Here is a 22,306-nt window from a genome sequence, read left to right as displayed (position 1 = left end):
GTGGCTGCGGTGTTCAGGTGCGTGCATCGGTGTGCTTGAGCAGCGTCCTCGATGCGGAGCATCGTGGATGCTGCTCAAGTGCGCCGAGGTGCGTGCCTGGGCGCCGCAGACGCCGGAGGGCGCCCGGCGCTCGCCACTGCAGAACAGTTGGTTGACGACATGCACGGGGGTGGTCGTAGCGCTGCGGACGAGGACCGACATAATGACCGCGTGGCCACTGCAACCGCGCTCCCAGCGTCTCGTGAACACGGACACCACGACCGTCCCAGCATGGTCAGTGTCGGCACGATCGTCTGGCTCTCGAGCGAACTGATGTTCTTCGCCGCCCTGTTCGCGGCGTACTTCACGATCCGGTCGGTGACGACCGCCGCCGCGGCGCCGGGCACGGAGACGCTCTGGGCGGCGTCGACGCACATGCTGGACGTCCCGTTCGCCTCGGTGAACACGTTCATCCTGGTCGCGTCGTCGTTCACCTGCCAGGCGGGCGTCTTCGCCGCCGAGCACGGCAAGGTCGGGCGGAGCGGCTCGCTCGCGAACCCCCGCGGCTGGGGCATGCGTGAGTGGTTCATCCTGACGTACCTGATGGGCGCCGTGTTCGTCGCCGGGCAGGTGACCGAGTACACCGGGCTGGTGCACGAGGGCCTGACGATCTCGTCGTCGCCGTACGGCTCGGTCTTCTACCTGACCACCGGCTTCCACGCGCTGCACGTGACCGGTGGCCTGATCGCTTTCGTGTACGTCCTGGCCAGGACGTACATGGCTAGAAAGTTCACCCACGAACAGGCCGTCTCGGCGATCGTCGTGTCGTACTACTGGCACTTCGTCGACGTGGTCTGGATCGCCCTGTTCGCGACCATCTACCTGCTCAAATGAGTGAGAAGAGACCTTCCTTGTCACCGGCGCGCTTTCTCTCCGCGCGACGACGGCACCGGTCCGCCGGCCTCGTCGTGCTCCTCTTCGGCCTCCTGGCAGTGGGCTCGGCGTACGCCGCGTTCGCCCCTGACAACGCGGTCGCGGACAACTCGGCCCAGTCGCAGAAGATCGAGGAGGGCAAGAAGCTCTTCTCGGTCGGCTGTGCCAGCTGCCACGGCCTGAACGCCGAGGGTGGCGGGAACGGCGAGGGCAAGATGGCCGGCCCGTCACTGATCGGGGTCGGCGCGGCCGCCGTCGACTTCCAGGTCGGCACCGGCCGGATGCCCGCGATGCAGCCGGGTGCCCAGATCCCGCGGAAGACTCCGGTGTACACGGAGGAGGAGATCGAGGCCCTGGCCGCGTACGTCGCCTCGCTCGCCCCCGGCCCGGCGGTCCCGGGGCAGGAGTCGTACGACGTGAGCAAGGCCACCGACGACCAGATCACCCGCGGTGGCGAGCTGTTCCGGACCAACTGCACGGCGTGCCACAACTTCGCCGGCCGCGGTGGCGCGCTGCCGAACGGCAAGTACGCGCCGTCGCTGATGGGCGTCAGTGAGAAGCACATCTACGAGGCCATGCTGACCGGCCCGCAGCAGATGCCGGTCTTCTCCGACCAGGTCATGCAGCCGCAGGACAAGGCGGACATCATCGCCTACCTGAAGGCGCTGCAGAACCAGAAGGACCCGGGCGGCTTCGGCCTCGGCCGGCTCGGCCCGGTGTCGGAGGGCCTGTGGGGCTGGTTCGTCGGAATCGGCCTGCTGGTGGTCGTAGCGGTGTGGATCGGCGCCAAGGGCGTCAAGGCCAAGGGAGCGAAGGCCAGTGAGTGACGACAAGAACCTCCCGGTGAAGGCCGAGGAGGACCACCACGGCACCGCCGTCGAGGTGGCGGAGCCGATTCCGGACCCGGGTCTGGAGCCGCACGAGTACCGGATCACCGACATCGACCCGAAGGCCGCGGACCGCGCCGAGCGGCAGGTCTCGGGGATGTTCGGGCTGGCCACCCTGCTGGTGCTCGGCGCCTGCGTCGCGTACTTCGCGATCCCGCGGGACTCGGTGCTGGAGTTCGGCCCGCTGTCCGGCAACGCGAACAACATGGTCATGGGCCTGTGCATCGGCCTCGCGCTGTTCCTGATCGGGGCCGGCGCGATCCAGTGGGCCAAGAAGCTGATGGTCGACGAGGAGATCTCCGAGGACCGGCACGCGGCGCACTCCACGCCGGAGCAGATCGCGGAGATCACCGAGGCGTTCAAGCAGGGTACGGCGGAGTCCGGCTTCACCCGGCGGAAGATGATCCGGAACTCGCTGATCGGCGCCCTCGGCGTGCTCGGCCTGCCGGCCATCGTCTTCCTCCGCGACCTCGGCCCGCTCCCCGGCCGGAGCCTCTACAACACGATCTGGGCCAAGGGCATCCGGGTCGTGAACGACGTCACCGACCGGCCGATCAAGCCGTCCGACCTGGTCGTCGGTCAGCTGGTCAACGCGGCGCCGGCCAACCTGGCGCCGCTGCAGGAGGAGAACCCGACCGAGTACCAGAACGCCAAGGCGAAGGCCGCGGTGATCGTGGTCCGGATCAAGCCCAGCGAGATCCGGACCAAGCCGGGCCGGGAGAACTGGGGCATCGACGGCATCCTCTGCTACTCGAAGATCTGCACCCACGTCGGCTGCCCGATCTCGCTGTACGAGCAGACCACCCACCACGTGCTCTGCCCGTGCCACCAGTCGACCTTCGACCTGTCCGATGCGGCCAAGGTCGTCTTCGGCCCCGCCGCCCGCCCGCTGCCTCAGCTACCCTTGGCAGTGGACAGCGAGGGCTACTTGGTAGCGCAGAGCGGCTTCACCGAGCCGGTCGGCCCGAGCTTCTGGGAACGAGGGTGACACCAGTGTCAGACACGCAAGAGTTTCCGCCACCGGTCAAGTGGATCGACGATCGCCTCGGCATCGCCAAGATCGGGAAGAAGAACCTGCGCAAGGTCTTCCCCGACCACTGGTCGTTCATGCTCGGCGAGATCGCGCTCTACAGCTTCATCATCCTGATCCTCACCGGCACGTTCCTGACCTTCTGGTTCAAGCCCTCGATGACCGAGGTCGAGTACCAGGGTTCGTACAGCCTGCTCAAGGGCCTGCACATGTCCGAGGCGTACGCCTCGACGCTGGACATCACCTTCGACGTCCGCGGCGGCCTGCTGGTCCGGCAGATCCACCACTGGGCGGCGGTCCTGTTCATCGCCGCGATGATGGTGCACCTGCTCCGGATGTTCTTCACCGGCGCGTTCCGCAAGCCGCGCGAGCTGAACTGGCTGATCGGCTTCGGGATGCTGTTCCTCGGCATCATCGAGGGCTTCATCGGCTACGGCCTGCCGGACGACCTGCTGTCGGGTACCGGTCTGCGGATCACCAACGGCATGATCCAGGCGTCACCTATCGTCGGCACGTACATGAACTTCTTCATCTTCGGCGGTGAGTTCCCGGGCGACGACTTCGTCTCGAGATTCTTCATCGTCCACGTGCTGCTGATACCCGGGATCATCCTGGCGCTGGTGACGGCGCACCTGTTCCTGGTCGTGTACCACAAGCACACGCAGTACGCCGGTCCCGGCCGGACGCAGAAGAACGTGGTCGGCTACCCGCTGTTCCCGGTGTACACGGCCAAGGCCGGCGGCTTCTTCTTCGTGGTCTTCGGTGTCACCGCGCTGATGGGTGCAGTGCTCCAGATCAACCCGGTGTGGCTGTACGGGCCGTACAACCCGGCCGAGGTGACGGCGGGCTCCCAGCCGGACTGGTACATGGGCTGGCTGGAAGGCTCGGTGCGAATATTCCCCGGCTTCGAGTCGCACTTCTGGGGCGTGACGCTGAGCTGGAACCTGCTGATACCCGCGCTGATCATCCCGCCGGCGTTCGTCACGCTGGTGGCGCTGTACCCGTTCATCGAGGGCTGGATCACCGGTGACAAGAAGGAGCACCACCTGCTGGACCGGCCGCGGGACATGCCGACCCGGACCGGTATCGGCGTCGCGTTCATCACGTTCTACGGCCTGCTCTGGGTCGGTGGCGGCAACGACCTGATCGCCACCCACTTCGGGGTCTCGCTGAACAACGTGACCTGGTTCCTGCGGTTCGCGGTGATCCTCGGGCCGATCCTGGCCTTCATGGTGGCCCGGCGCTGGGCGATCTCGCTCCAGCGGGCCGACGAGGAACGGCTGCTGCACGGTCTGGAGACCGGCGTGATCATGCGGTCGCCGGAGGGTACGTACACCGAGAAGCACCAGCCGATCTCGACGTACGAGGCGTACTCGCTGACCGCCCGGGACCGGATCATGCCGCACGAGATCGGTCCGGAGACCGACGACAATGGCGTCCGCGCTCCGCGTCGCGCTCTGAACAAGGTCCGCGCCGCGCTGTCCCGGTTCTACTTCGCCGACGCGGTGCAGAAGCCGACGACGCACGAGATCGAGGCCGCGCACGAGCACGCGCACGACGCGGACGAGATCCACGAGCTGAGCGAGGACACCGAGACGTACCGCGAGGTCACGAGCGACCGCTCCTGACCTTCGCTCGACGTGAAGGGCCCCGGCTGGTTGCCGGGGCCCTTTTCGTTTATCCGAGTGCGTCGATGACCGCGGTCAGGTAGGTCCTCACGACGGTCTGCTCGGCGGGGTCGAGGGCTTGGGTGGTGGCGATCAGACGGTCGAGGAGCGGGCCGAAGAACTGCCAGCCGAGCTCGACGGCGTCGTCGGAGACCTGGAGGTAGGTGCTGCGGCCATCTGAGCGGTTCCTGAGCCGTTGAACGTGGCCGGCTGCCTCCAGCCGGTGAATGACGGCTGTCGTCGCCTGAGACGTCATCCCGAGCTGCTGCGCGAGCCAGCTCGGCGTGGGCTCGAGGCCGGCGCGTTCGGCGTCCAGGAGCCGGACCAGCGCCCGTACGTCGGTCCCGTGCAGGCCGGAGGTCTTCGCGAACTCCCCCACCGCCAGCTCCAGCCTGAGCGCTACCTCCCGAAGCCGGTGCACCAACTCCAGCGCCGCAGCCCTTTGCGGATCCGCCGGCGTCACTCCTTCTCGCATGCCCTCAATTTACCTCACTCAGTGAGCTATTCTCGCGGTATGAGCTTCCAGGACGCGTACGACGCCCTCGTCACCCGCTGGAACGTCCCGGTAGACCACCTGGACCTGGCCGGCACCCACGTCCTGGCCTGCGGCCCCGCGGACGCCCCACCGATGGTCCTCCTGGCCGGCCACGGCGCCACCGCCCCCGTCTGGTTCCGGTTGGCCCCCCACCTGGCCCAAACCCACCGCGTCTACGCTCCCGACCTCCCCGGCGACGCCGGCTTCTCCACCGCACCCCCACCCCGCACCCCGTCCGACGTGGTCACCTGGCTCTCCACCGTCGTCGGCGACCTGACCGACCCCGTCCTGGTAGGCCACTCCTATGGCGCGTGGATAGCCCTCACCTACGCCCTACAGTCCCCCGTCTCCAGGTTGGTCCTCCTAGACCCCACAGACTGCTTCACCGCCCTGAGCCCGACGTACGTAGCCCGAGCCCTCCCCCTGCTCATACGCCCCTCAGAACGCCGCCACACCGCTTTCCTCACCTGGGAAACCCAAGGCCTCCCCCTGGACCCCGACTGGCTCCACCTATCAGCCCTAGCCGCCGTCCAACCCACCACCAAACCCGTCCGCCCCCACCGCCCCAAACCCGCAGCCCTCAAAACCCTCCCACCCACCACAGTCGTCATCCCCGACCGCACCAAAGCCCACAACCCCCAAGCCCTAGCCCAGGCAGCCCAAACCGCCGGCGCCACCACCACCCACATCCCCCAAGCCACCCACCACTCCCTCCCCACCCTCCACACCCCCGCCCTACTCACAGCCCTCCTCCCCTGACACCACCAGGCTGCGGTCACAGTCACCCGGCAGACGAAGCGGGCCCTACCCCGGAAGAGGTAGGACCCGCTTGGCCTCAGCTGACCAACCCAGGCCAGCCACTCATCTATATCTTTGTTCTTTGAGGGTTATTCAGAAGTCGTCGAAGAAATGATGGAGAAAGAGAATAGAGAAACGATAGAGAGAGATTGACGGGGGTGTCGGGTTGAGTTTGCGGTCCGGTCGCACTCGGCGTGTCAGAATAGGCATCGACCTACCACGGTAGAAGGATTGGAGTTACCACACTTCAAAAACTTCACACAGGTAGGTCGATGCGGTATCACTCTACACTCGGGCTCGATCGCGATGAGATCACCGAGTTGGTCGTACGGGTCTTCCAGGTCCTCGAAGGCCGACCGAGAGGCTCTGGTCGACCGCCGACGCTGGGGCTGTACCGGCAGGTGGTCCTGGTGCTGTTGTACCTGCGGCAGAACGTGCCCCAGACAGTGCTGGCCGACCTGTACGGCGTCAGCCAGCCGACGGTGTCGCGGATCTATCGGGCCGTCATGCCGCTGCTGGACCAAGTACTTTGCCTGCACGAACCTGAACTGACCAGCGTGTTCGTCAACCGCGACGTCCTGATCGACGGCACGCTGGTACCGACCGGGAACCGCGCGGACAGCAAACACAACTACTCCAGCAAACGCCTGCGTCAGGGCTTGAACATCCAGGTCGCTGCAGCCGCCGACGGCACCCTGCTCGCCGTCTCGCCGCCGGTCGCCGGAGGCCGTCATGACCGGCGTGCGATCACCGAGTGCGGCTGGGAGCCGGTGCTGGATGGCTTCACGTGGTACGCCGATGCCGCCTACATCGGCACCACCGCGACCGTGCCGTACAAACGCAGCAAATACCACGACCTCACGGGCTACGAACAAACCGTCAACAAAACCATCTCCACCAAGCGGTCCGCCGTTGAACGTGCCATCGGCCACCTCAAGAACTGGAAAATCCTCGCCACCGGCTACCGCGGCCGACTTCGTGAACTACCCAACATCATCCGCATCACCAGCCGCCTCGAACTCTACCGACTCGGCTGGTGACTTCTGAATAACCCTCTTTGCTTTTGTTCTTGTCTTTTGTCTTTTGTTCTTTGTTCTTTGTTCTTGCTTTTATTCTTGCTTTTGTTTTTGGTTCTCTCGGTTAGGAGAGGGCGGAGCCTGACTTGTAGGCGGCCCAGGTGGTGTTCCAGTCGGTCCAGCCGTTGCCTGGTTCCATGTGGCGGGCGGTGCCGGTGACGATGACGGGGTCGCCGCGGAGGGTCTGGTTGTAGAACCACTGGGCGTTGGCGAGGCTCATGCCGACGCAGCCGTGGCTGACGTTCTCGCTGCCCTGGCTGCCGCCGGACCACGGGGCGCCGTGGATGAACTCGCCGGAGCTGGTGACGCGCTGGGCCCACTTCACGTCGGGGATGTTGTAGTAGTTCGGGTCGCCGGGCTTGATGCCGACCGTCGCCGCGTCCATCCGCTTGGTGGTGAACTTCTCCATGATCACCTTCACGCCGCTGCGGGTGGTGAAGCCCTCCTTGCCGGCGGTGATCGGGATGGTCCGGGCCAGCTTGCCGTTGATCGTCACGGTCATCACATGCCGCTTGACGTCGACCTTGCTGACCACCGACTTGCCGATGCTGAACGCGATCTTGCGCCCGCTCGAGCCCCAGGTGTTGTTCCCGGCGTTGACGCCCTGGGTGTCGATGTTCACCGTCACCTTCGCGCCGGCCGGCCAGTAGTCGCGCGGGCGGTAGTTGACCTGCGTGCTGCTCACCCAGTGCCAGCTGCCGACGACCGGGACCGAGGTCTTCACCGAGAGCCGCTTCTCCACCGCCACGCGGTCCTTGACCGGGTGGTTCCAGAAGATCTGGACCGGGAGCGCCACGCCGACGGTCTCGCCGTTCAGCGGGACGACCGAGGCCTTCAGGCTCTTGCCCGACTTCAGGGTCGTGAACGTCGAGCTGATCGGCACGGTCGCACCGTCGGTGCCCTCGGCCGAACCGCTCACCGTGTACGACGCACCCGGCTTGAGCTGGGGCAGCGACGTCCACTGGGTCTTGTCGGCGTTGAAGCTGCCCTCGAGCTCGTCGCCGTCGTCGTCCTTCACCGTGACCGCGGTCAGCTTGCCGCCGGTCGTGGTCACCGTCACCGGCTGGTCGGGCTTGACCGAGGTCGCGCCCTTGGCCGGCACGATCGCAAGGCTCGTGTCCGGGTCGTCCGAGGGGGTCGTCGAGCTACCCGGGGAGCTGGATGCGCCCGGCGTACCGCTGCTCTGCGTGGTCGACGTAGACGGCTTCGAGTCGCCGCCGTTACCCCCGCCGGCCTTTGTGTCGCTGCACGCCGTACCGGCCAGCAGCAGGACGCAGATTCCCGCCACGGCAAGGCCGTGCTTCCTCACCGAACCGCTCACCATTCCCCAGATCTCCCCTGTTTAGTCAAACCGCCGCAAGGGTAACCTGCCGCGGCGGTCTACCGTGGCAGCGCATCGCCGCCCGGAGTGGTACGGACCACAACGATCCGTACCTGGAACCACTACTGAAGACGTACGAAACCGCCGCCAGGTTCGCGCCCGGCGGCGGTTTTTCGTACGAGGCTCAACTAGTGAGCGTGGTCACCTCGGTAGTACTCGAAGATGAAGCCGCTCAGGGTGATGATGCCGACGCCGCAGCCGACGATGAACAGCCACCAGCCGAAGACGATCCCGAGCGCGACCACGGCCATCGTCACCCCGCACCACAGCGGCCACCACGAGTGCGGCGGGAAGAAGCCGAGCTCGCCGGCTCCTTCGACGATCTCCGCTTCCTTGCGGTCCTCCGGGCGCTCGTCCATCCGGCGCCCGGTGACGCTGAGGTAGAACGTCACCAGCAGCGCCAGGAAGAACGTCATCACCAGCGCGGTGGTACCAGTGGGGTCGTCGGACATCAGCCAGTAGATCGGCGCGACGACCAGCACGAACACGGTCAGGATCCCGAAGACCCAGGCTTCGACCTTCACGCCTTGTCCTTCCCGTCGGTCTCGGTACCGGTCTGGTCCGCCCCGGCCTGCTCGACCAGGTGGTCCACCCGGCCGGCGTCGTCACCGGCGTCCAGCAGGTTGTCCTTGCCGGCCCGGTTGTCGGAGTACTCCGCCAGCGCGAGGTCGGCGTGGTGCAGGTCGAACGCCGGGGACTCCGACCGGATCCGCGGCAGCTTCTCGAAGTTGTGCCGCGGCGGCGGCGAGCTGGTCGCCCACTCCAGCGAGCGGCCCCAGCCCCACGGGTCGTCGACGCCGACCAGCGGCGACTTGCGCGACTTGTAGAGGTTGTAGAAGAACGGCAGCATCGACAGGCCGAGGATGAAGGCGCCGACGCTGGACACCTCGTTCAGCGTGGTGAAGCCTTCGTTGGCGCCGTACGACGCGTAGCGCCGCGGCATGCCCTCGACGCCCAGCCAGTGCTGCACCAGGAACGTGGTGTGGAAGCCGATGAACAGCAGCCAGAAGTGCAGCTTGCCGAGGCGCTCGTCGAGCATCCGGCCGGTGAACTTCGGCCACCAGAAGTAGAACCCGGCGAACATCGCGAACACGACCGTGCCGAAGACGACGTAGTGGAAGTGCGCGACCACGAAGTACGAGTCGGACAGCTGGTAGTCCAGCGCCGGCGAGGCCAGGATGATGCCGGTCAGACCGCCGAAGAGGAAGGTGGTCAGGAAGCCCAGCGACCAGAGCATCGGGGTGTCGAACGACACCGACCCGCCCCAGATGGTGCCGATCCAGTTGAAGAACTTCACCCCGGTCGGGACCGCGATCAGGAACGTCATGAAGGAGAAGAACGGCAGGTTCACCGCACCGGTGACGAACATGTGGTGCGCCCAGACCGCCACCGACAGGACCGCGATGCCCAGGGTCGCGCTGACCAGGCCGATGTAGCCGAAGACCGGCTTGCGGCTGAACACCGGCAGGATCTCGGTGATGATGCCGAAGAACGGCAGCGCGATGATGTAGACCTCGGGATGCCCGAAGAACCAGAACAGGTGCTGCCACAGCAGTGGCCCGCCGTTCCCGGCGTCGAAGACGTGCGCCCCGAGCGTTCGATCCGCCTCCAGCATCAGCAGCGCGCCGGCCAGGATCGGGAAGGCGATCAGCACCAGGATCGAGGTGACCAGGATGTTCCAGGTGAAGATCGGCATCCGGAACATCGTCATCCCCGGTGCCCGCATGGTGATGATGGTGGTGACAAAGTTGACCGCACCGAGGATCGTGCCCAGACCGGCCAGGTACAGGCCCATGATCCACAGGTCACCGCCGACGCCCGGCGAGCGGACCGCGTTGGACAGCGGGGAGTAGGCGAACCAGCCGAAGTCGGCCGCGCCGCCCGGGGTGAAGAAGCCGCTGATCGTGATCGTGCCGCCGAACAGGAACAGCCAGTAGCTGAACATGTTCAGCCGCGGGAACGCGACGTCCGGCGCGCCGATCTGGATCGGCATGATCTCGTTCGCGAAGCCGACGAACAGCGGGGTCGCGAACAGCAGCAGCATGATCGTGCCGTGCATGGTGAAGAGCTGGTTGTAGACCTCTTCGTTCACGATCTGCAGGCCCGGCTTGGCCAGCTCGGCCCGGATCAACAGCGCCATCACGCCGCCGATCAGGAAGAACACGAACGAGGTGATCAGGTACATGTGCCCGATCAGCTTGTGGTCGGTGGTGGTGATCCACTTGACCAGGATCGCGCCCTTGGAACGCCGCCGCGGCAGCGTGCTGGTGGCACCGATGGCGCCGGTGCGCTCGGCAAAGTCGGTCATTTCCCGCCCTCCTGCTCCCCGTGACCGGGAATCGTGGTGGCGTTGGAGCCACCCGTGGCGGCCCCGGTCTGGCCCTTCGCGGCCAGCTCCTTGAGGTGCGCGTCGTACTCGTCGCGGTTGACCACCTTGACGGTGAAGACCATCCGGCTGTGGTAGAGGCCGCAGAGCTCCGCACACTTACCGGCGAAGGTGCCGGTCTTGGTCGGGGTCAGCTCGAACTTGTTGGTCCGGCCCGGGATGACGTCGAGCTTGAAGTAGAACGACGGCACCCAGAACGAGTGGATCACGTCCGGCGAGGTCAGGTCGAAGTGGACCGACTCGTTCACCGGCAGCCACAGCTGGGCCGGCTTGTCGAGCGTGCCGGTCTCCCAGACGCCCTGCTGCCCGTCGACGGTGTCCTTGTAGTTGAAGGTCCACTGCCACTGCTGGCCCACCACGTTCACGGTGTGCTGCGGGCTGCTCGACATCGCCGTGATCTTGTTGCCGTGCTCGACGGTGTAGAAGAAGAGCACACCGATGATCGCGAACGGCGCCAGGGTGTAGAGCACCTCCAGCGGGAGGTTGTACCTGACCTGCTTCGGTGCCTCGTCGGTGCGCTTGCGGTAGCGCACGGAGACCCACAGGATCAGGCCCCAGACCATCACGCCGACGATGAGGGCGGCGATCCAGGCACCGATCCAGAGGCTCCGGACCTGCTCGGTGCGGTCCGACGCGCCGACGGGGAGACCAAGTCGTTTCCACTGCTCAGTGGTCGCCGACGAACAACCGGTCAGCAGCAGGGTGCCGAGCACCACCGCCGTACCGACCAGCAGGCGTCGTTTCCCCGGCCGTGTGGCGCCGGCAGAACCTGCCGGTCGCTCCTCCACTCCGGGCGTGCCGTTCGAACCCACGGGGCGCCTTTCCCTTCCCAAGTGAGACTGACAGCCAAACCCTACTGGACACCCTTTCCGCTTCCGCGCATAGGTAGGGCTTAGCGTTTCGACCGTGACAGACCGCGCGTACCTCGACGCCGCATCGGCCGAGCCGATGCACCCCGCGGCACGGGAAATGTTGCTGTCGGCAGTGGATTCCGGCTGGGCCGATCCGGTCCGTCTGCACCACGAGGGCCGGACAGCCAGGCTCTTGCTGGACAACGCCCGGGCGGTCCTCGCGGAGGCGGTCGGCATCCGTCCGGACGAGCTCTACCTGACCACCTCGGGTACGTCGGCCATCCACACCGGCCTGTCCGCTCTCCGGGCAGCCAGACGCCGCGTCGGCTCCACGATCGTCCACTCTGCCGTCGAGCACTCCGCTGTGCTGCACAGTGCTGGGTCTGAGGGTGTTGAGGTCGGCGTGGACATTCGCGGCCGGGTAGATCAGGACGCCTTCAAAGACGCAGTACGGCGACCTGGCGTGGCCGTGGCTGCTGTTCAGTCCGCCAACCACGAGGTGGGGACGCGTCAGCCCGTCGCGGAGCTGGCTGCGGCGTGTGGCGACGTACCGCTGTTTGTTGACGCGTCCGCCTCCATCGGGCACGAGCTAGTACCCGAGCGGTGGTCGGCTCTGGCGGCCAGTGCGCACAAGTGGGGTGGGCCGGCCGGTGTGGGGTTGCTGGCGGTGCGCAAGAGGACGCGGATCGTGCCGGAGTGGCCGATGGACGAGCGGGAGGACGGGCTCTCCCCCGGCTTCCCTTCGGTACCCAACGCGCTGGCTGCGGCTGCTGCGCTCCAGGCACGGCTGGCTGAGGCCGAGGAGGTGAACGCGCGACACCGGGCCTGGATAGATGAGGTGCGGCACCGGGTGGCGACGGATGTGCCGGATGTCGAAGTCGTCGGCGACGCCCTGGACCGTCTGCCACACATCCTCACGTTCTCCTGCCTCTACGTGGATGGAGAGGCGTTGGTCACTGCACTGGATGCGGAGGGGTTCGCTGTGTCCAGTGGATCCGCTTGTACGTCGAGCACGCTCAAGCCGTCGCATGTCCTGGCGGCGATGGGTGTGTTGACGCACGGCAACGTGCGGGTGTCGCTGGGGCGCGTCACGACATACGAGGATGTCGACCGCTTCTGCGCGGTGCTGCCGGGGATCGTGGCGCGGATCAGGGCGGAGGTAGGGATGTGAGTGTGGAGCTGGACTGCCGCGGGCTGCTGTGCCCACTGCCCGTGATCAGACTGGCCAAAGCGCTACCGACCGTCGCCGTCGGCGACACCGTCACTGTGCTGGCCGACGACCCGGCGGCGGCCACCGACATCCCGGCGTGGTGCCGGATGCGGTCGCAGGAGCTGGTGTCGGCCGACAGCAATTCGTATGTCGTCCGGCGGGTCAGCTGACAGACTGCCTCTCGTGACCGAGTTCGCGCACAAGCCGACGCTGACCGGCGACCTGGTGGTCCTGCGGCCGGTGGACGAGGGTGACTACGATGCGCTGGCCGCCGCGATGGCCGATCCGGACGTGACCCGGCTGACCGGGAGCCACGGGGAGATCGGTGAGGAGAAGGCCCGGCAGTGGTACCGGACGCGGAAGTACCAGACCGACCGGCTGGACCTGGCCATCGTCGACAAGGCCTCCGGTGAGGTGGTCGGCGAGGCAGTGCTGAACGACTGGGATCCCGACAACCAGAGCTGCAACTTCCGGATCCTGATCGGCCCGGCTGGCCAGGGACGTGGGCTGGGCACTGAAGCGACGCGGCTGATCGTCGGGTACGGGATCGAGCAGATCGGGCTGCACCGGATCAGCCTTGGCGTGTATGCGTTCAACCCGCGGGCGCAGCGGGCGTACGAGAAGGCCGGGTTCACTGTGGAGGGTGTACTGCGGGACGCTCTCCTGTGGGACGGCGAATGGGTGGACGAAATGGTGATGTCCGTGGTGGCCCAGGACTGGAAAGCAGCAGCCGAGTGATCGGGGCTGGGCGGGTCGCTGTGCTCACCGGGGCGGGGATCTCGACCGCGTCGGGGATCCCGGACTTCCGCGGCCCGCAAGGAGTGTGGACGAAGAACCCGGCGGCGCAGGCGCTGTTCGACATCGACGAGTACGTCGCCAGTCGCCAGGTGCGGGTGGAGGCGTGGAAGCATCGCCTGTCCGCACCGGCCTGGACCGCCGAGCCGAACGCAGGCCACCTGGCCCTGGTAGAGCTCGAGCGCCAAGGCCGGCTGACCGGTCTGGTCACGCAGAACGTGGACGGCCTCCACCAGAAGGCCGGCTCGTCACCAGAGCTGGTGCACGAGCTCCACGGCACGGTCTGGTACGTCGACTGCCTCGACTGCGGCCGGCGCGTCCCGATGGCCGACGTACTCCCCCGGCTCGAGTCCGGTGAAGAGGACCCGGCCTGCGAGGTGTGCGGCGGCGTACTGAAGTCAGCGACGGTCTCCTTCGGCCAGTCGCTCGACCGGGCCGTTCTGGACCGAGCCGTTGCTGCTACTGAAGCCGCTGACGTCTTCGTGGCCATCGGGACGTCCCTGCAGGTCTACCCAGCCGCCGGGCTCTGCGACATCGCGCTGTCGCTCGGCAAGCCGCTGATCATCGTCAACGCCGAGCCCACGCCGTACGACGAGCAGGCCACCACGATCCTGAGCACGCCGATCGAGACCACTCTCCCGGCTCTGTTCGACTTGTGACGTTCAAACCCTTCCGCTGTTCCGAACCGTTGACTAGCGTCCCCGGCAGGTTCGGCTGGGAGGGGTGCCCTGATGAGCAGGTACGGACGATGGACAGCTGCTGTGACCGCGCTGGCACTGGGTGTGCTCGGGCTCGGTACGGCGACACCCGCGCCGGCGCAAGTCGCCGCGGACCGGGTGATCACGCTGGCGGGGTCGCTGCAGAGCGAGCTCGGCTGCCCGGGTGACTGGGACCCTGGGTGCGACGCGAGCAGTCTGGGGGCGAGTGCGCCGTACACGAAGGTGTTCGACGTGCCGGCCGGGTCGTACGAGTACAAGGTCACGGTCAACAAGAGCTGGGACGAGAACTACGGCGCCGGTGGGGTGCTGAACGGTCCGAACATGCCGTTGCGGATCGAGGGACCGGCCAAGCTCCAGTTTAGTTACGACGACACTAGTCACATTGTGACGGTGAAGCCGGTCGAGCTGGCCGGCTCGACGGTCACGGCCGCGGACAAGACGTTGTCGACGCCGAGCCTGCGCAAGGACCTCACCAAGGAGCGGTTCTACTTCCTGATGGCGGACCGGTTCGCCAACGGCGACAAGTCCAACGACTCCGGCGGTCTGACCGGGGACCGGCTGCAGACCGGTCTGGACCCGACCGACAAGGGCTTCTACCACGGCGGCGACCTGGCCGGCGTGATGCAGAAGCTCGACTACATCAAGTCGCTGGGGACGACGTCGATCTGGCTGACCCCGTCGTTCAAGAACCGCCCGGTCCAGGGCTCCGGCGCCGACGTCAGCGCCGGGTACCACGGCTACTGGATCACCGACTTCACCCAGATCGACCCGCACCTGGGCACCAACGCGGACATGAAGCAGCTGATCGCCCTCGCGCACCGCAAGGGGATGAAGGTCTTCTTCGACATCATCACCAACCACACCGCGGACGTGATCGACTACCAGTCCCACCAGTACGGCTACATCCCGAAGTCGACCGTCCCGTACAAGGATGCCCAGGGCAACGTCTTCGACGACAAGCAGTACGCCGGCGGCGACACCTTCCCGCCGCTCGACCGGAACACCTCCTTCCCGAACGTCCCGGTCTTCCGCACCCCGGCCGACGAGACGGTGAAGGTCCCGGCCTGGTTGAACGACCCGACGCTGTACCACAACCGCGGCGACTCCACATTCGCCGGCGAGAGCGCGGAGTACGGCGACTTCGTCGGGCTGGACGACCTGTTCACCGAGCAGCCGAAGGTCCGGGACGGGATGATCGACGTCTACAAGACCTGGGCCGAGTTCGGGATCGACGGGTTCCGGATCGACACCGTGAAGCACGTGAACATCGAGTTCTGGCAGAAGTTCTCGCCGCAGATCCTGGCCGCGGCGCGCGGTGCGGGATCCAAGAACTTCTTCATGTTCGGCGAGGTCTTCGACGCGAACCCGCAGTTCATGTCGACGTACACCACCAAGGGCGCGTTGCAGGCCACGCTCGACTTCGGCTTCCAGCAGAGCGCGGTCGCCTACGCCAAGGGCGATCCCAGTACCAAGCTGCGCGACTTCTACGCGGACGACGACTACTACACCGACGGCGACTCCAACGCGTACGAGCTGCCGACGTTCCTCGGCAACCACGACATGGGCCGCGTCGGCATGTTCCTCAAGCAGAACGGGGCGACCGGCCAGGAGCTGCTCGCGCGGGACAAGCTGGCGCACTCCCTGATGTTCCTGACCCGCGGTCAGCCGGTCATCTACTACGGCGACGAGCAGGGCTTCACCGGTCCGGGCGGGGACAAGGACGCGCGGCAGGACATGTTCGCGACCAAGACGGCCGACTATGCGGACGACGAGGTCGTGGACGGCACCGGTACGACCACGATCGGCAGCAAGGACCGGTACGACGTCAACGCGCCCATGTACCAGCAGATCGCGGCGCTGGAGAAGCTGCGGGCGAAGTACCCGGCGCTGTCCGACGGGCGGCAGGTGCACCGGTACTCGTCGAACAGCAACGGGCTCTACGCGTTCAGCCGGCTCGGCAGCGACAACGTCGAGTACCTGGTCGTCGCGAACAACTCCAAGACGGCGGCGTCGGCGACAGTGCCGACGTACGGGCCCAACACCTGGCTCAAGCCGGTCTACGGCGGGTCAACGCCAGTCAAGACGGACCGTGAGGGTCGTGTGGTCCTCAGCCAGGCGCCGCTCTCCGTGACGGTCTACCAGGCTCAGAACGAGGTCCCGTCGCGGTCGAAGGCACCTGCGGTCTACATGAGCTCGCCAGAGCTCGGTGCCACGGTCGGTGGACGCGCGGAGATCGGTGCGGCCGTACCGGAGAACACCCCGGTGACCGTGACCTTCGGCTACCGCCCAGTGGGTACGACGGCATGGCAGCGGCTCGGCTCCGACGACAACGCGCCGTACCGGGTCTTCCAGGACGTGTCCGCGCTGCCGAAGGGCACCCTGCTCGAGTACCGCGCCGTACTGCGCGACGTGTCGGGCAACTACTCGGTCTCCGGGTCGTACGGCGTGGTCGGGGACGCTGCCGCACCGGGTGGTGGCGGCGGTGGCACCGGTCCGGTCGTGCAGCCGGCCAACGTCAGCGTGCCGGGCGACCACAACTCCGAGATGGGCTGCCTGGCGGACTGGTCGCCGGACTGCGACCAGGCGCAGCTGACGCTCGACCCGAAGGACAAGGTGTGGAAGGGCACCTACACGCTCCCGGCTGGTGAGCACGCCTACAAGGCGGCGATCAACAAGACCTGGGACGAGAACTACGGCGCAGGTGGGGTACCGAACGGCGCCAACATCTCCTACACCGCACCGAACGGACCAGTCACCTTCTACTACGAGCACGGCCGGCACTACGTCACGTCCAGTGCGCAGGGACCGATCATCACCGTGCCCGGCTCGTTCCAGTCCGAGCTCGGCTGTCCGGCCGACTGGGATCCGTCGTGCATGCGACCCTGGTTGACCGACGAGGACGGCGACGGGACCTACACGTGGTCCACCAGCGAGTTGGGAGCGGGCAACTATGAGGCGAAGGTCGCGCACAACCTGTCCTGGGACGAGAGCTACCCGGCGAACAACGTACCGGTCTCGGTGCCGAGTGACGGGCTGGTCGTCACGTTCTCGTACGTGCTGGCGACGCACCAGTTCACGGTGACGACGTCCAAGCCGGGTGCGACGCCGGACCTGTCGCAGGCAAAGGCGTACTGGCTCGACCGGAACACGCTCGCCGTACCTGCGGTTGCTCACCCGGAGCGGTCGCGCTGGCGGCTGCACTGGTCCACTACCGGGTCGCTGAAGATCGACGCGGACGACATCGGCGGCTCGTCGGTCGGCCTGCGCTACGACCCCACTGAGGTGAAGCCGGGGTACACCACGCTCCGCCTGGATCACGGCGACGTGGCAAAGATCCTCACCGGGCAGCTGGGGCTGGCGCAGTACGACGACGTGGGCCGTCTGCTGGACGCTACCGGCGTACAGATCCCTGGTGTCCTGGACGACGTCTATAAAGCTGCTGCTGGAGGCTCCTACGGCGTCACCTGGCAAGCCGGCAAACCCACCTTCACCCTGTGGGCCCCGACGGCTCAGAACGTGAGGCTCTTGGTCGGCTCATCGGCACTGCAAATGCACCGCTCTTCGGATGGGTCCTGGGCCATCACCGGGTCCCGCTCCATGAAAGACGCCTCGTACCGCTTCGAGGTCACTGTCTACGCGCCCAGTACCGGAAAGGTCGAGACAAACGTCGTCACGGACCCGTACTCCGTCGCGCTCACCACGGACTCGACGTACTCCGTGGCCGCTGACCTGAACGACCCAGCGGGCAAGCCGACGCTCTGGATCAAGACCCCGTCGCCCAGGCTGGCACGGGGCGTCGACTCGACCATCTACGAGTTGCACGTCCGGGACTTCTCGATCAGCGACAACTCGGTACCGGCTGCGCACCGAGGGACGTACCTGGCTTTCGCGGACGAAGGCAACGGGACCAAGCACCTGCGGGCGATGGCCCAAGCAGGTCTCAACACAGTGCACCTCTTGCCTACCTTCGACATCGCCTCCATCCCGGAGACGGGCCAGCAGACACCGGCGTGTGATCTGAAGGCGTTGCCGCCGGACTCCGACCAGCAGCAGGCCTGTGTGACCGCGGTAGCCGCGAAGGACGGCTTCAACTGGGGCTACGACCCCTACCACTGGCTCGCACCGGAGGGTTCCTACGCGACCCAGAAGGACGGGCTGCCGCGCGTAGCTGAGTTCCGCACGATGGTCGGCGGGCTGCACAAGTCCGGTCTGCGAGTGGTGCTCGACCAGGTCTACAACCACACGCCGGCGGCCGGGCAGGCGCCGACGTCCGTGCTCGACCAGATCGTGCCGGGGTACTACCAGCGACTCAACGCCACCGGCAAGGTCGAGAACTCGACCTGCTGCAGCAACATCGCGACCGAGCACGCGATGGCCGAGAAGATCATGGTCGACGGGACCGTCAGCTGGGCCCGCAACTACCACGTGGACGGCTTCCGCTACGACCTGATGGGCCACCACAGCAAGGCGAACATGCTGAAGGTCCGGGCCGCGCTCGACCAGCTGACACTCGCCAAGGACGGCGTCGACGGCAAGTCGATCTACCTGTACGGCGAGGGCTGGAACTTCGGCGAGGTCGCGGACGACGCGCTGTTCGTCCAGGCTCGGCAGGGCAACCTCGGCGGCACCGGGATCGGCACCTTCTCGGACCGGATGCGCGACGCGGTCCGCGGCGGCGGCCCGTTCGACGACAACCCGCGGATCCAGGGCTTCGGCTCCGGCGCGGCGAGCGACCCGAACGGCGACCCGATCAACGGTACGGCGGACGAGCGGGCCAAGCGACTCGCCCACGACACCGACCTGGTGCAGCTCGGCCTGGCCGGCAACCTCCGGTCGTTCACGTTCCGCTCCGCGGAGTCCGGTACGACGGTGCGCGGCGACGGCGTCGACTACAACGGCACACCGGCCGGGTACGCCGACCAGCCGGACGAGGTGATCAGCTACGTCGACGCCCACGACAACGAGACGCTGTGGGACACGCTGACGTACAAGCTGCCTACTGGCATGGCGATGCCGGACCGGATCCGGATGAACACGCTGTCGCTGGCCACGACCGCGCTGGCGCAGACGCCGTCGTTCTGGCATGCCGGCGCGGACATGCTGCGGAGCAAGTCGCTGGACCGGAACTCGTACGACTCCGGTGACTGGTTCAACCTGCTCGACTGGACCGGTGGGGACAACGGCTTCGGGCACGGGCTCCCACCGAAGGCGGACAACGAGGCCAAGTGGCCGTACATGAAGCCACTACTGGGTGATGCTGCTCTCAAGCCGACAGCTACCGATGTCACCACCGCCTCAGCCGCTGCGGACGACCTGCTGAAGCTGCGGTTCTCCACGCCGTTGTTCCGGCTCGGTTCGGCTGCGTTGATCAATCAGAAGGTCAGCTTCCCCCTCAGCGGAACGACTCCTGGTGTCATCACGATGCGCATCGACGACACTGTCGGACCCAATGTTGACCCAGGACTGAAGGGTGTGGTCGTGGTGTTCAACTCGACCGGCTCCAGTGTGAGCCAGCAGCTGCCGGGGATGGCTGGTGCCAACCTCTCGCTGTCGCCGGTGCAGGCCGGTGGGTCTGACCCGGTGGTCAAGCAGACCACCTGGTCGGCGGGGACGGTGACGGTGCCGGCGCGGACTGTCGCAGTACTCGTGCAGCACTAGAGGTCACGCAGCCACCTCCTGCGCCTCAGGAGGTGGCTGCCCCACGTCAGGGGACGCGGACGACCAGTGCAGCGGGGTCGACCTCTGCGGTCAGCAAGCGGCCGTCGGAGATGGTGTCGCCGTCGAGCTGCCGCCGTACGGTCTTCTCCGCCCGGACCTGGATGCGCTTGCCGGTGAAGCGTTCGACGTGCTGCTCGTGGATGGCCTTGACCACCAGACCGAGCAGCAGCCGCGGGTAGTGGCTGAGCCGGCGCGGGGCGACGACGACCAGGTCGATGGTGCCGTCGTCGGGCGTCGCGTCCGGGAGCAGCGGGATGTTCGCCTGCAGGGTGCCGACGTTGCCGATCACCACGGTGCGCGCGCGGCGGCGTACCGGCGGCTGGTCGTCGACGGTGATCTGCACGTGGACGAAGGGATGGTTCAGGTTCTTCAGCGTGGAGACGACGTACGCCGCCCAGCCGACGCGCTTCTTCAGCTCGTCGGGGGCGTCCGCGATGATCGCCGCGTCGAGGCCGAGTCCGGCCATCACCACGAACCGGTCCTCCGGGAGATCGTCACCCTCGATCCGGACGCTGTCGATCTGACGCTCGTGGCCGCCGAGGAGCTCGACCAGGGCGATGTCCAGGTCGAGGGATATGCCCAGGTTGCGGGCCAGCAGGTTCCCGGTGCCGGCCGGCAGGACCGCCACCGGCATCTTCTTCCCCGCGAGCTCCGCGCAGACGACGCGGACGGTGCCGTCGCCGCCGGCGACCACGACCAGGTCCACCTTCTCCTCGACTGCCTCCCGCGCCATCGCGAAACCGGCGTCGTCCTCGGTCGTCTCGAGCCAGACCGAGTCGTCGAAACCCCGGTCCGACAACGCGGCGTCGACGGTCCGGCGGAACGCCTCGGTGTCAGGAATCTTGACGGGATTGAGGATGACGGCTGCCCGCCTGGTAGGACTCACCTGATTTTGTCCGTTCGGGGAGATAGCTTGCTGGAGTGAGCAGACTTCCACGGAGTACCGCAGAAGCACAGGGATTGTCCGCGGCCGCCCTCGACGCGTTCGTCGGGGCCTTGGACGCGGGCGGCCCGGAGATCCAGACCGTGATGCTGGTGCGCCACGGGCACGTGGTGCTCGAGGAGGCGTGGACACCGTACCGGCTCGACGACCGGCACCTGCTGTTCTCGGTGTCGAAGAGCTTCACCTCGACCGCGATCGGGCTGGCGGTCGACGCCGGGCTGCTCTCGCTGGACGACGCGGTGGTCTCGTTCTTCGACGCCGACGTGCTGCCGGAGACGATCAGCGACAACCTGGCCGCGATGAAGGTCCGGCACCTGCTGACGATGACGACCGGGCACGACGAGGACACCGTCGCCGCGCTCAGCCGGGACCGCCGGATGGTGAAGACCTTCCTCGGGCTGGAGGTGCAGCACGAGCCGGGCACGGTGTTCGTCTACAACAGCGGTGCGACGTACATGCTGTCGGCGATCCTGCAGAAGCTGACCGGTGAGAGCCTGCTCGACTACCTCAAGCCACGGCTGTTCGAGCCGCTCGGCATGAGCGAGGCGATCTGGCAGGTGTCGAAGGAGGGCATCGTCGTCGGTGGTTGGGGGCTCAGCTTGAGCACGGAGTCGCTGGCCGTGTTCGGGCAGCTCCTGCTGCAGCACGGCGAGTGGGACGGTCAGCAACTGGTGCCGGCCGAGTGGTTCGAGGCAGCCACATCGAAACAGGTGCCCAACGATAATCAGGAGAACCCGGACTGGCAGCAGGGGTACGGCTACCAGTTCTGGCGCGGGCGGCACAACACGTACCGATGCGACGGTGCTTTTGGTCAGTTCATCCTCGTCTTCCCGGAGTACGACGCGGCTCTGGTTACCACTGCGGCGACCGGGGACATGCAGGCGATCCTGGACACGGTCTGGGACCACCTGCTCCCGGCGCTCGAGGGCAAGGAGGTGCCGGAGGTCTCACGGCCTTCCGTTGTGGAGCTGGCCCCGCCCTCGGGACCAGCGCCGGCCGGCGGCGACGGGACGACGTACCAGTTCGCGGCGGACAACCCGGCGGGACTTACCGCGGTGCGACTGGATGCGGACGGCACTGGGACGTTCAGCTTCCGCGACCTGGGCGACGATGGACCGCATGACGTCGTGTGCGGCCCGGGTGGGTGGCGTGAGACGTCGGCTCCCGGAGCGATCGACGATGCGGGCGCTCAGACCGGCGCGCGGGTCGTGACCAGCGCCTACGGCGACGGCGACGCCTTTGTAGCGACGCTGCGGTGGGTGGACACGCCGTTCGCCGCGACCCTCACCTGCCGGGTCGCCGACGGCGCCATGACGGTCGACGGGAAGCTCAATGTGTCGTTCGGACCGCTCGATTTCTCACTGATTTCGGAGGCGATGTCACAAAGCTGAGGGCTCC

Annotated in this window: 18 protein-coding genes; 12 read left to right on the top strand and 6 right to left on the bottom strand. The window is 66.8% G+C overall.

The annotated features are described in order from the left end of the window. Nucleotides 1-210: 210 nt before the first annotated feature. The 4 genes from AB0E69_RS36400 to AB0E69_RS36385 are packed head-to-tail and all read left to right on the top strand — an operon-like array spanning nt 211 to nt 4,457. Entirely contained in the window at nt 211-873 is a 663-nt protein-coding gene (locus AB0E69_RS36400; protein ID WP_360157183.1) for a heme-copper oxidase subunit III, read from the top strand. Continuing rightward, complete coding sequence (locus tag AB0E69_RS36395) at nt 870-1,739, top strand: cytochrome c (protein ID WP_360157180.1); 870 nt, start codon at nt 870-872, stop codon at nt 1,737-1,739. The genes AB0E69_RS36400 and AB0E69_RS36395 overlap by 4 nt, the downstream gene beginning before the upstream one ends. Then, nucleotides 1,732-2,787 carry a Rieske 2Fe-2S domain-containing protein gene (locus AB0E69_RS36390; RefSeq protein WP_360157177.1) on the top strand — a complete coding sequence of 352 codons (1,056 nt, stop codon included), beginning with the start codon at nt 1,732-1,734 and terminating at the stop codon, nt 2,785-2,787. The genes AB0E69_RS36395 and AB0E69_RS36390 overlap by 8 nt, the downstream gene beginning before the upstream one ends. Next, nucleotides 2,784-4,457 carry a cytochrome bc complex cytochrome b subunit gene (locus AB0E69_RS36385; RefSeq protein WP_360157174.1) on the top strand — a complete coding sequence of 558 codons (1,674 nt, stop codon included), beginning with the start codon at nt 2,784-2,786 and terminating at the stop codon, nt 4,455-4,457. The genes AB0E69_RS36390 and AB0E69_RS36385 overlap by 4 nt, the downstream gene beginning before the upstream one ends. Nucleotides 4,458-4,506: 49 nt before the next feature. Here the strand turns inward: AB0E69_RS36385 and AB0E69_RS36380 are convergent, their stop codons facing one another. Beyond that, complete coding sequence (locus AB0E69_RS36380) at nt 4,507-4,971, bottom strand: MarR family transcriptional regulator (RefSeq protein WP_360157171.1); 465 nt, start codon at nt 4,969-4,971, stop codon at nt 4,507-4,509. 39 nt (nt 4,972-5,010) lie between these two features. On the opposite strand from AB0E69_RS36380, the gene AB0E69_RS36375 reads away from it, so the two are divergent. Both AB0E69_RS36375 and AB0E69_RS36370 read left to right on the top strand, forming a co-directional pair. Next, on the top strand, nt 5,011-5,790 hold the full coding sequence (locus AB0E69_RS36375) for an alpha/beta hydrolase family protein (RefSeq protein ID WP_360157168.1): 780 nt from the start codon (nt 5,011-5,013) through the stop codon (nt 5,788-5,790). A gap of 311 nt (nt 5,791-6,101) precedes the next feature. Continuing rightward, on the top strand, nt 6,102-6,869 hold the full coding sequence (locus tag AB0E69_RS36370) for a transposase family protein (protein WP_360157165.1): 768 nt from the start codon (nt 6,102-6,104) through the stop codon (nt 6,867-6,869). Between the two features lie 100 nt (nt 6,870-6,969). On the opposite strand, the gene AB0E69_RS36365 is transcribed toward AB0E69_RS36370, so the two are convergent. The 4 genes from AB0E69_RS36365 to coxB all read right to left on the bottom strand — a co-directional run bounded on the left by AB0E69_RS36365 (nt 6,970) and on the right by coxB (nt 11,484). Further along, nucleotides 6,970-8,214, bottom strand: a complete 1,245-nt coding sequence (locus AB0E69_RS36365) for an Ig-like domain-containing protein (RefSeq protein WP_360157162.1) — start codon at nt 8,212-8,214, stop codon at nt 6,970-6,972. 200 nt (nt 8,215-8,414) lie between these two features. Continuing rightward, nucleotides 8,415-8,810, bottom strand: a complete 396-nt coding sequence (locus AB0E69_RS36360) for a cytochrome c oxidase subunit 4 (RefSeq protein ID WP_360157159.1) — start codon at nt 8,808-8,810, stop codon at nt 8,415-8,417. Next, nucleotides 8,807-10,594, bottom strand: coding sequence for a cytochrome c oxidase subunit I (gene ctaD / locus AB0E69_RS36355; RefSeq protein ID WP_360157156.1), 1,788 nt, complete (start codon nt 10,592-10,594; stop codon nt 8,807-8,809). Before ctaD ends, AB0E69_RS36360 begins: the two co-directional genes overlap by 4 nt. Continuing rightward, nucleotides 10,591-11,484: a cytochrome c oxidase subunit II gene (coxB, locus tag AB0E69_RS36350; protein ID WP_360157153.1), complete on the bottom strand. Its 894-nt coding sequence runs from the start codon at nt 11,482-11,484 to the stop codon at nt 10,591-10,593. The genes ctaD and coxB overlap by 4 nt, the downstream gene beginning before the upstream one ends. Nucleotides 11,485-11,578: 94 nt before the next feature. Between coxB and AB0E69_RS36345 the strand changes: the two genes are divergently transcribed. From AB0E69_RS36345 to pulA, 5 genes are all read left to right on the top strand, one after another. Continuing rightward, nucleotides 11,579-12,694 (top strand): aminotransferase class V-fold PLP-dependent enzyme, encoded by a 1,116-nt coding sequence (locus AB0E69_RS36345; protein ID WP_360157150.1) that lies wholly within the window; start codon nt 11,579-11,581, stop codon nt 12,692-12,694. After that, nucleotides 12,691-12,903, top strand: coding sequence for a sulfurtransferase TusA family protein (locus AB0E69_RS36340; RefSeq protein WP_360157147.1), 213 nt, complete (start codon nt 12,691-12,693; stop codon nt 12,901-12,903). Before AB0E69_RS36345 ends, AB0E69_RS36340 begins: the two co-directional genes overlap by 4 nt. Before the next feature lie 13 nt (nt 12,904-12,916). After that, nucleotides 12,917-13,471 carry a GNAT family protein gene (locus AB0E69_RS36335; protein ID WP_360157144.1) on the top strand — a complete coding sequence of 185 codons (555 nt, stop codon included), beginning with the start codon at nt 12,917-12,919 and terminating at the stop codon, nt 13,469-13,471. Beyond that, nucleotides 13,468-14,187, top strand: a complete 720-nt coding sequence (locus tag AB0E69_RS36330; protein WP_360157141.1) for a Sir2 family NAD-dependent protein deacetylase — start codon at nt 13,468-13,470, stop codon at nt 14,185-14,187. The genes AB0E69_RS36335 and AB0E69_RS36330 overlap by 4 nt, the downstream gene beginning before the upstream one ends. A 72-nt stretch (nt 14,188-14,259) precedes the next feature. Continuing rightward, on the top strand, nt 14,260-19,905 hold the full coding sequence (gene pulA, locus AB0E69_RS36325; protein WP_360157138.1) for a pullulanase-type alpha-1,6-glucosidase: 5,646 nt from the start codon (nt 14,260-14,262) through the stop codon (nt 19,903-19,905). A gap of 46 nt (nt 19,906-19,951) precedes the next feature. Here the strand turns inward: pulA and AB0E69_RS36320 are convergent, their stop codons facing one another. Then, the gene (locus AB0E69_RS36320) at nt 19,952-20,851 is read right to left on the bottom strand and encodes a diacylglycerol kinase family protein (protein ID WP_360157135.1); all 900 of its coding nucleotides are present in this window, start codon (nt 20,849-20,851) and stop codon (nt 19,952-19,954) included. 35 nt (nt 20,852-20,886) lie between these two features. On the opposite strand from AB0E69_RS36320, the gene AB0E69_RS36315 reads away from it, so the two are divergent. Beyond that, nucleotides 20,887-22,299: a serine hydrolase gene (locus AB0E69_RS36315; protein ID WP_360157132.1), complete on the top strand. Its 1,413-nt coding sequence runs from the start codon at nt 20,887-20,889 to the stop codon at nt 22,297-22,299. The last annotated feature ends 7 nt before the right edge of the window (nt 22,300-22,306 follow it).

Source organism: Kribbella sp. NPDC026611 (assembly GCF_040638345.1).
Taxonomy (GTDB): domain Bacteria; phylum Actinomycetota; class Actinomycetes; order Propionibacteriales; family Kribbellaceae; genus Kribbella.
This window is presented reverse-complemented; position numbering and strand designations above follow the sequence as displayed.

Coding starts and splice junctions, on each gene's coding strand:
- AB0E69_RS36395 (WP_360157180.1), top strand. CDS start 870: ATGAGTGAGAAGAGACCTTCCTTGTCACCGGCGCGCTTTCTCTCCGCG.
- pulA (WP_360157138.1), top strand. CDS start 14,260: ATGAGCAGGTACGGACGATGGACAGCTGCTGTGACCGCGCTGGCACTG.
- ctaD (WP_360157156.1), bottom strand. CDS start 10,594: ATGACCGACTTTGCCGAGCGCACCGGCGCCATCGGTGCCACCAGCACG.
- AB0E69_RS36370 (WP_360157165.1), top strand. CDS start 6,102: ATGCGGTATCACTCTACACTCGGGCTCGATCGCGATGAGATCACCGAG.
- AB0E69_RS36380 (WP_360157171.1), bottom strand. CDS start 4,971: ATGCGAGAAGGAGTGACGCCGGCGGATCCGCAAAGGGCTGCGGCGCTG.
- AB0E69_RS36375 (WP_360157168.1), top strand. CDS start 5,011: ATGAGCTTCCAGGACGCGTACGACGCCCTCGTCACCCGCTGGAACGTC.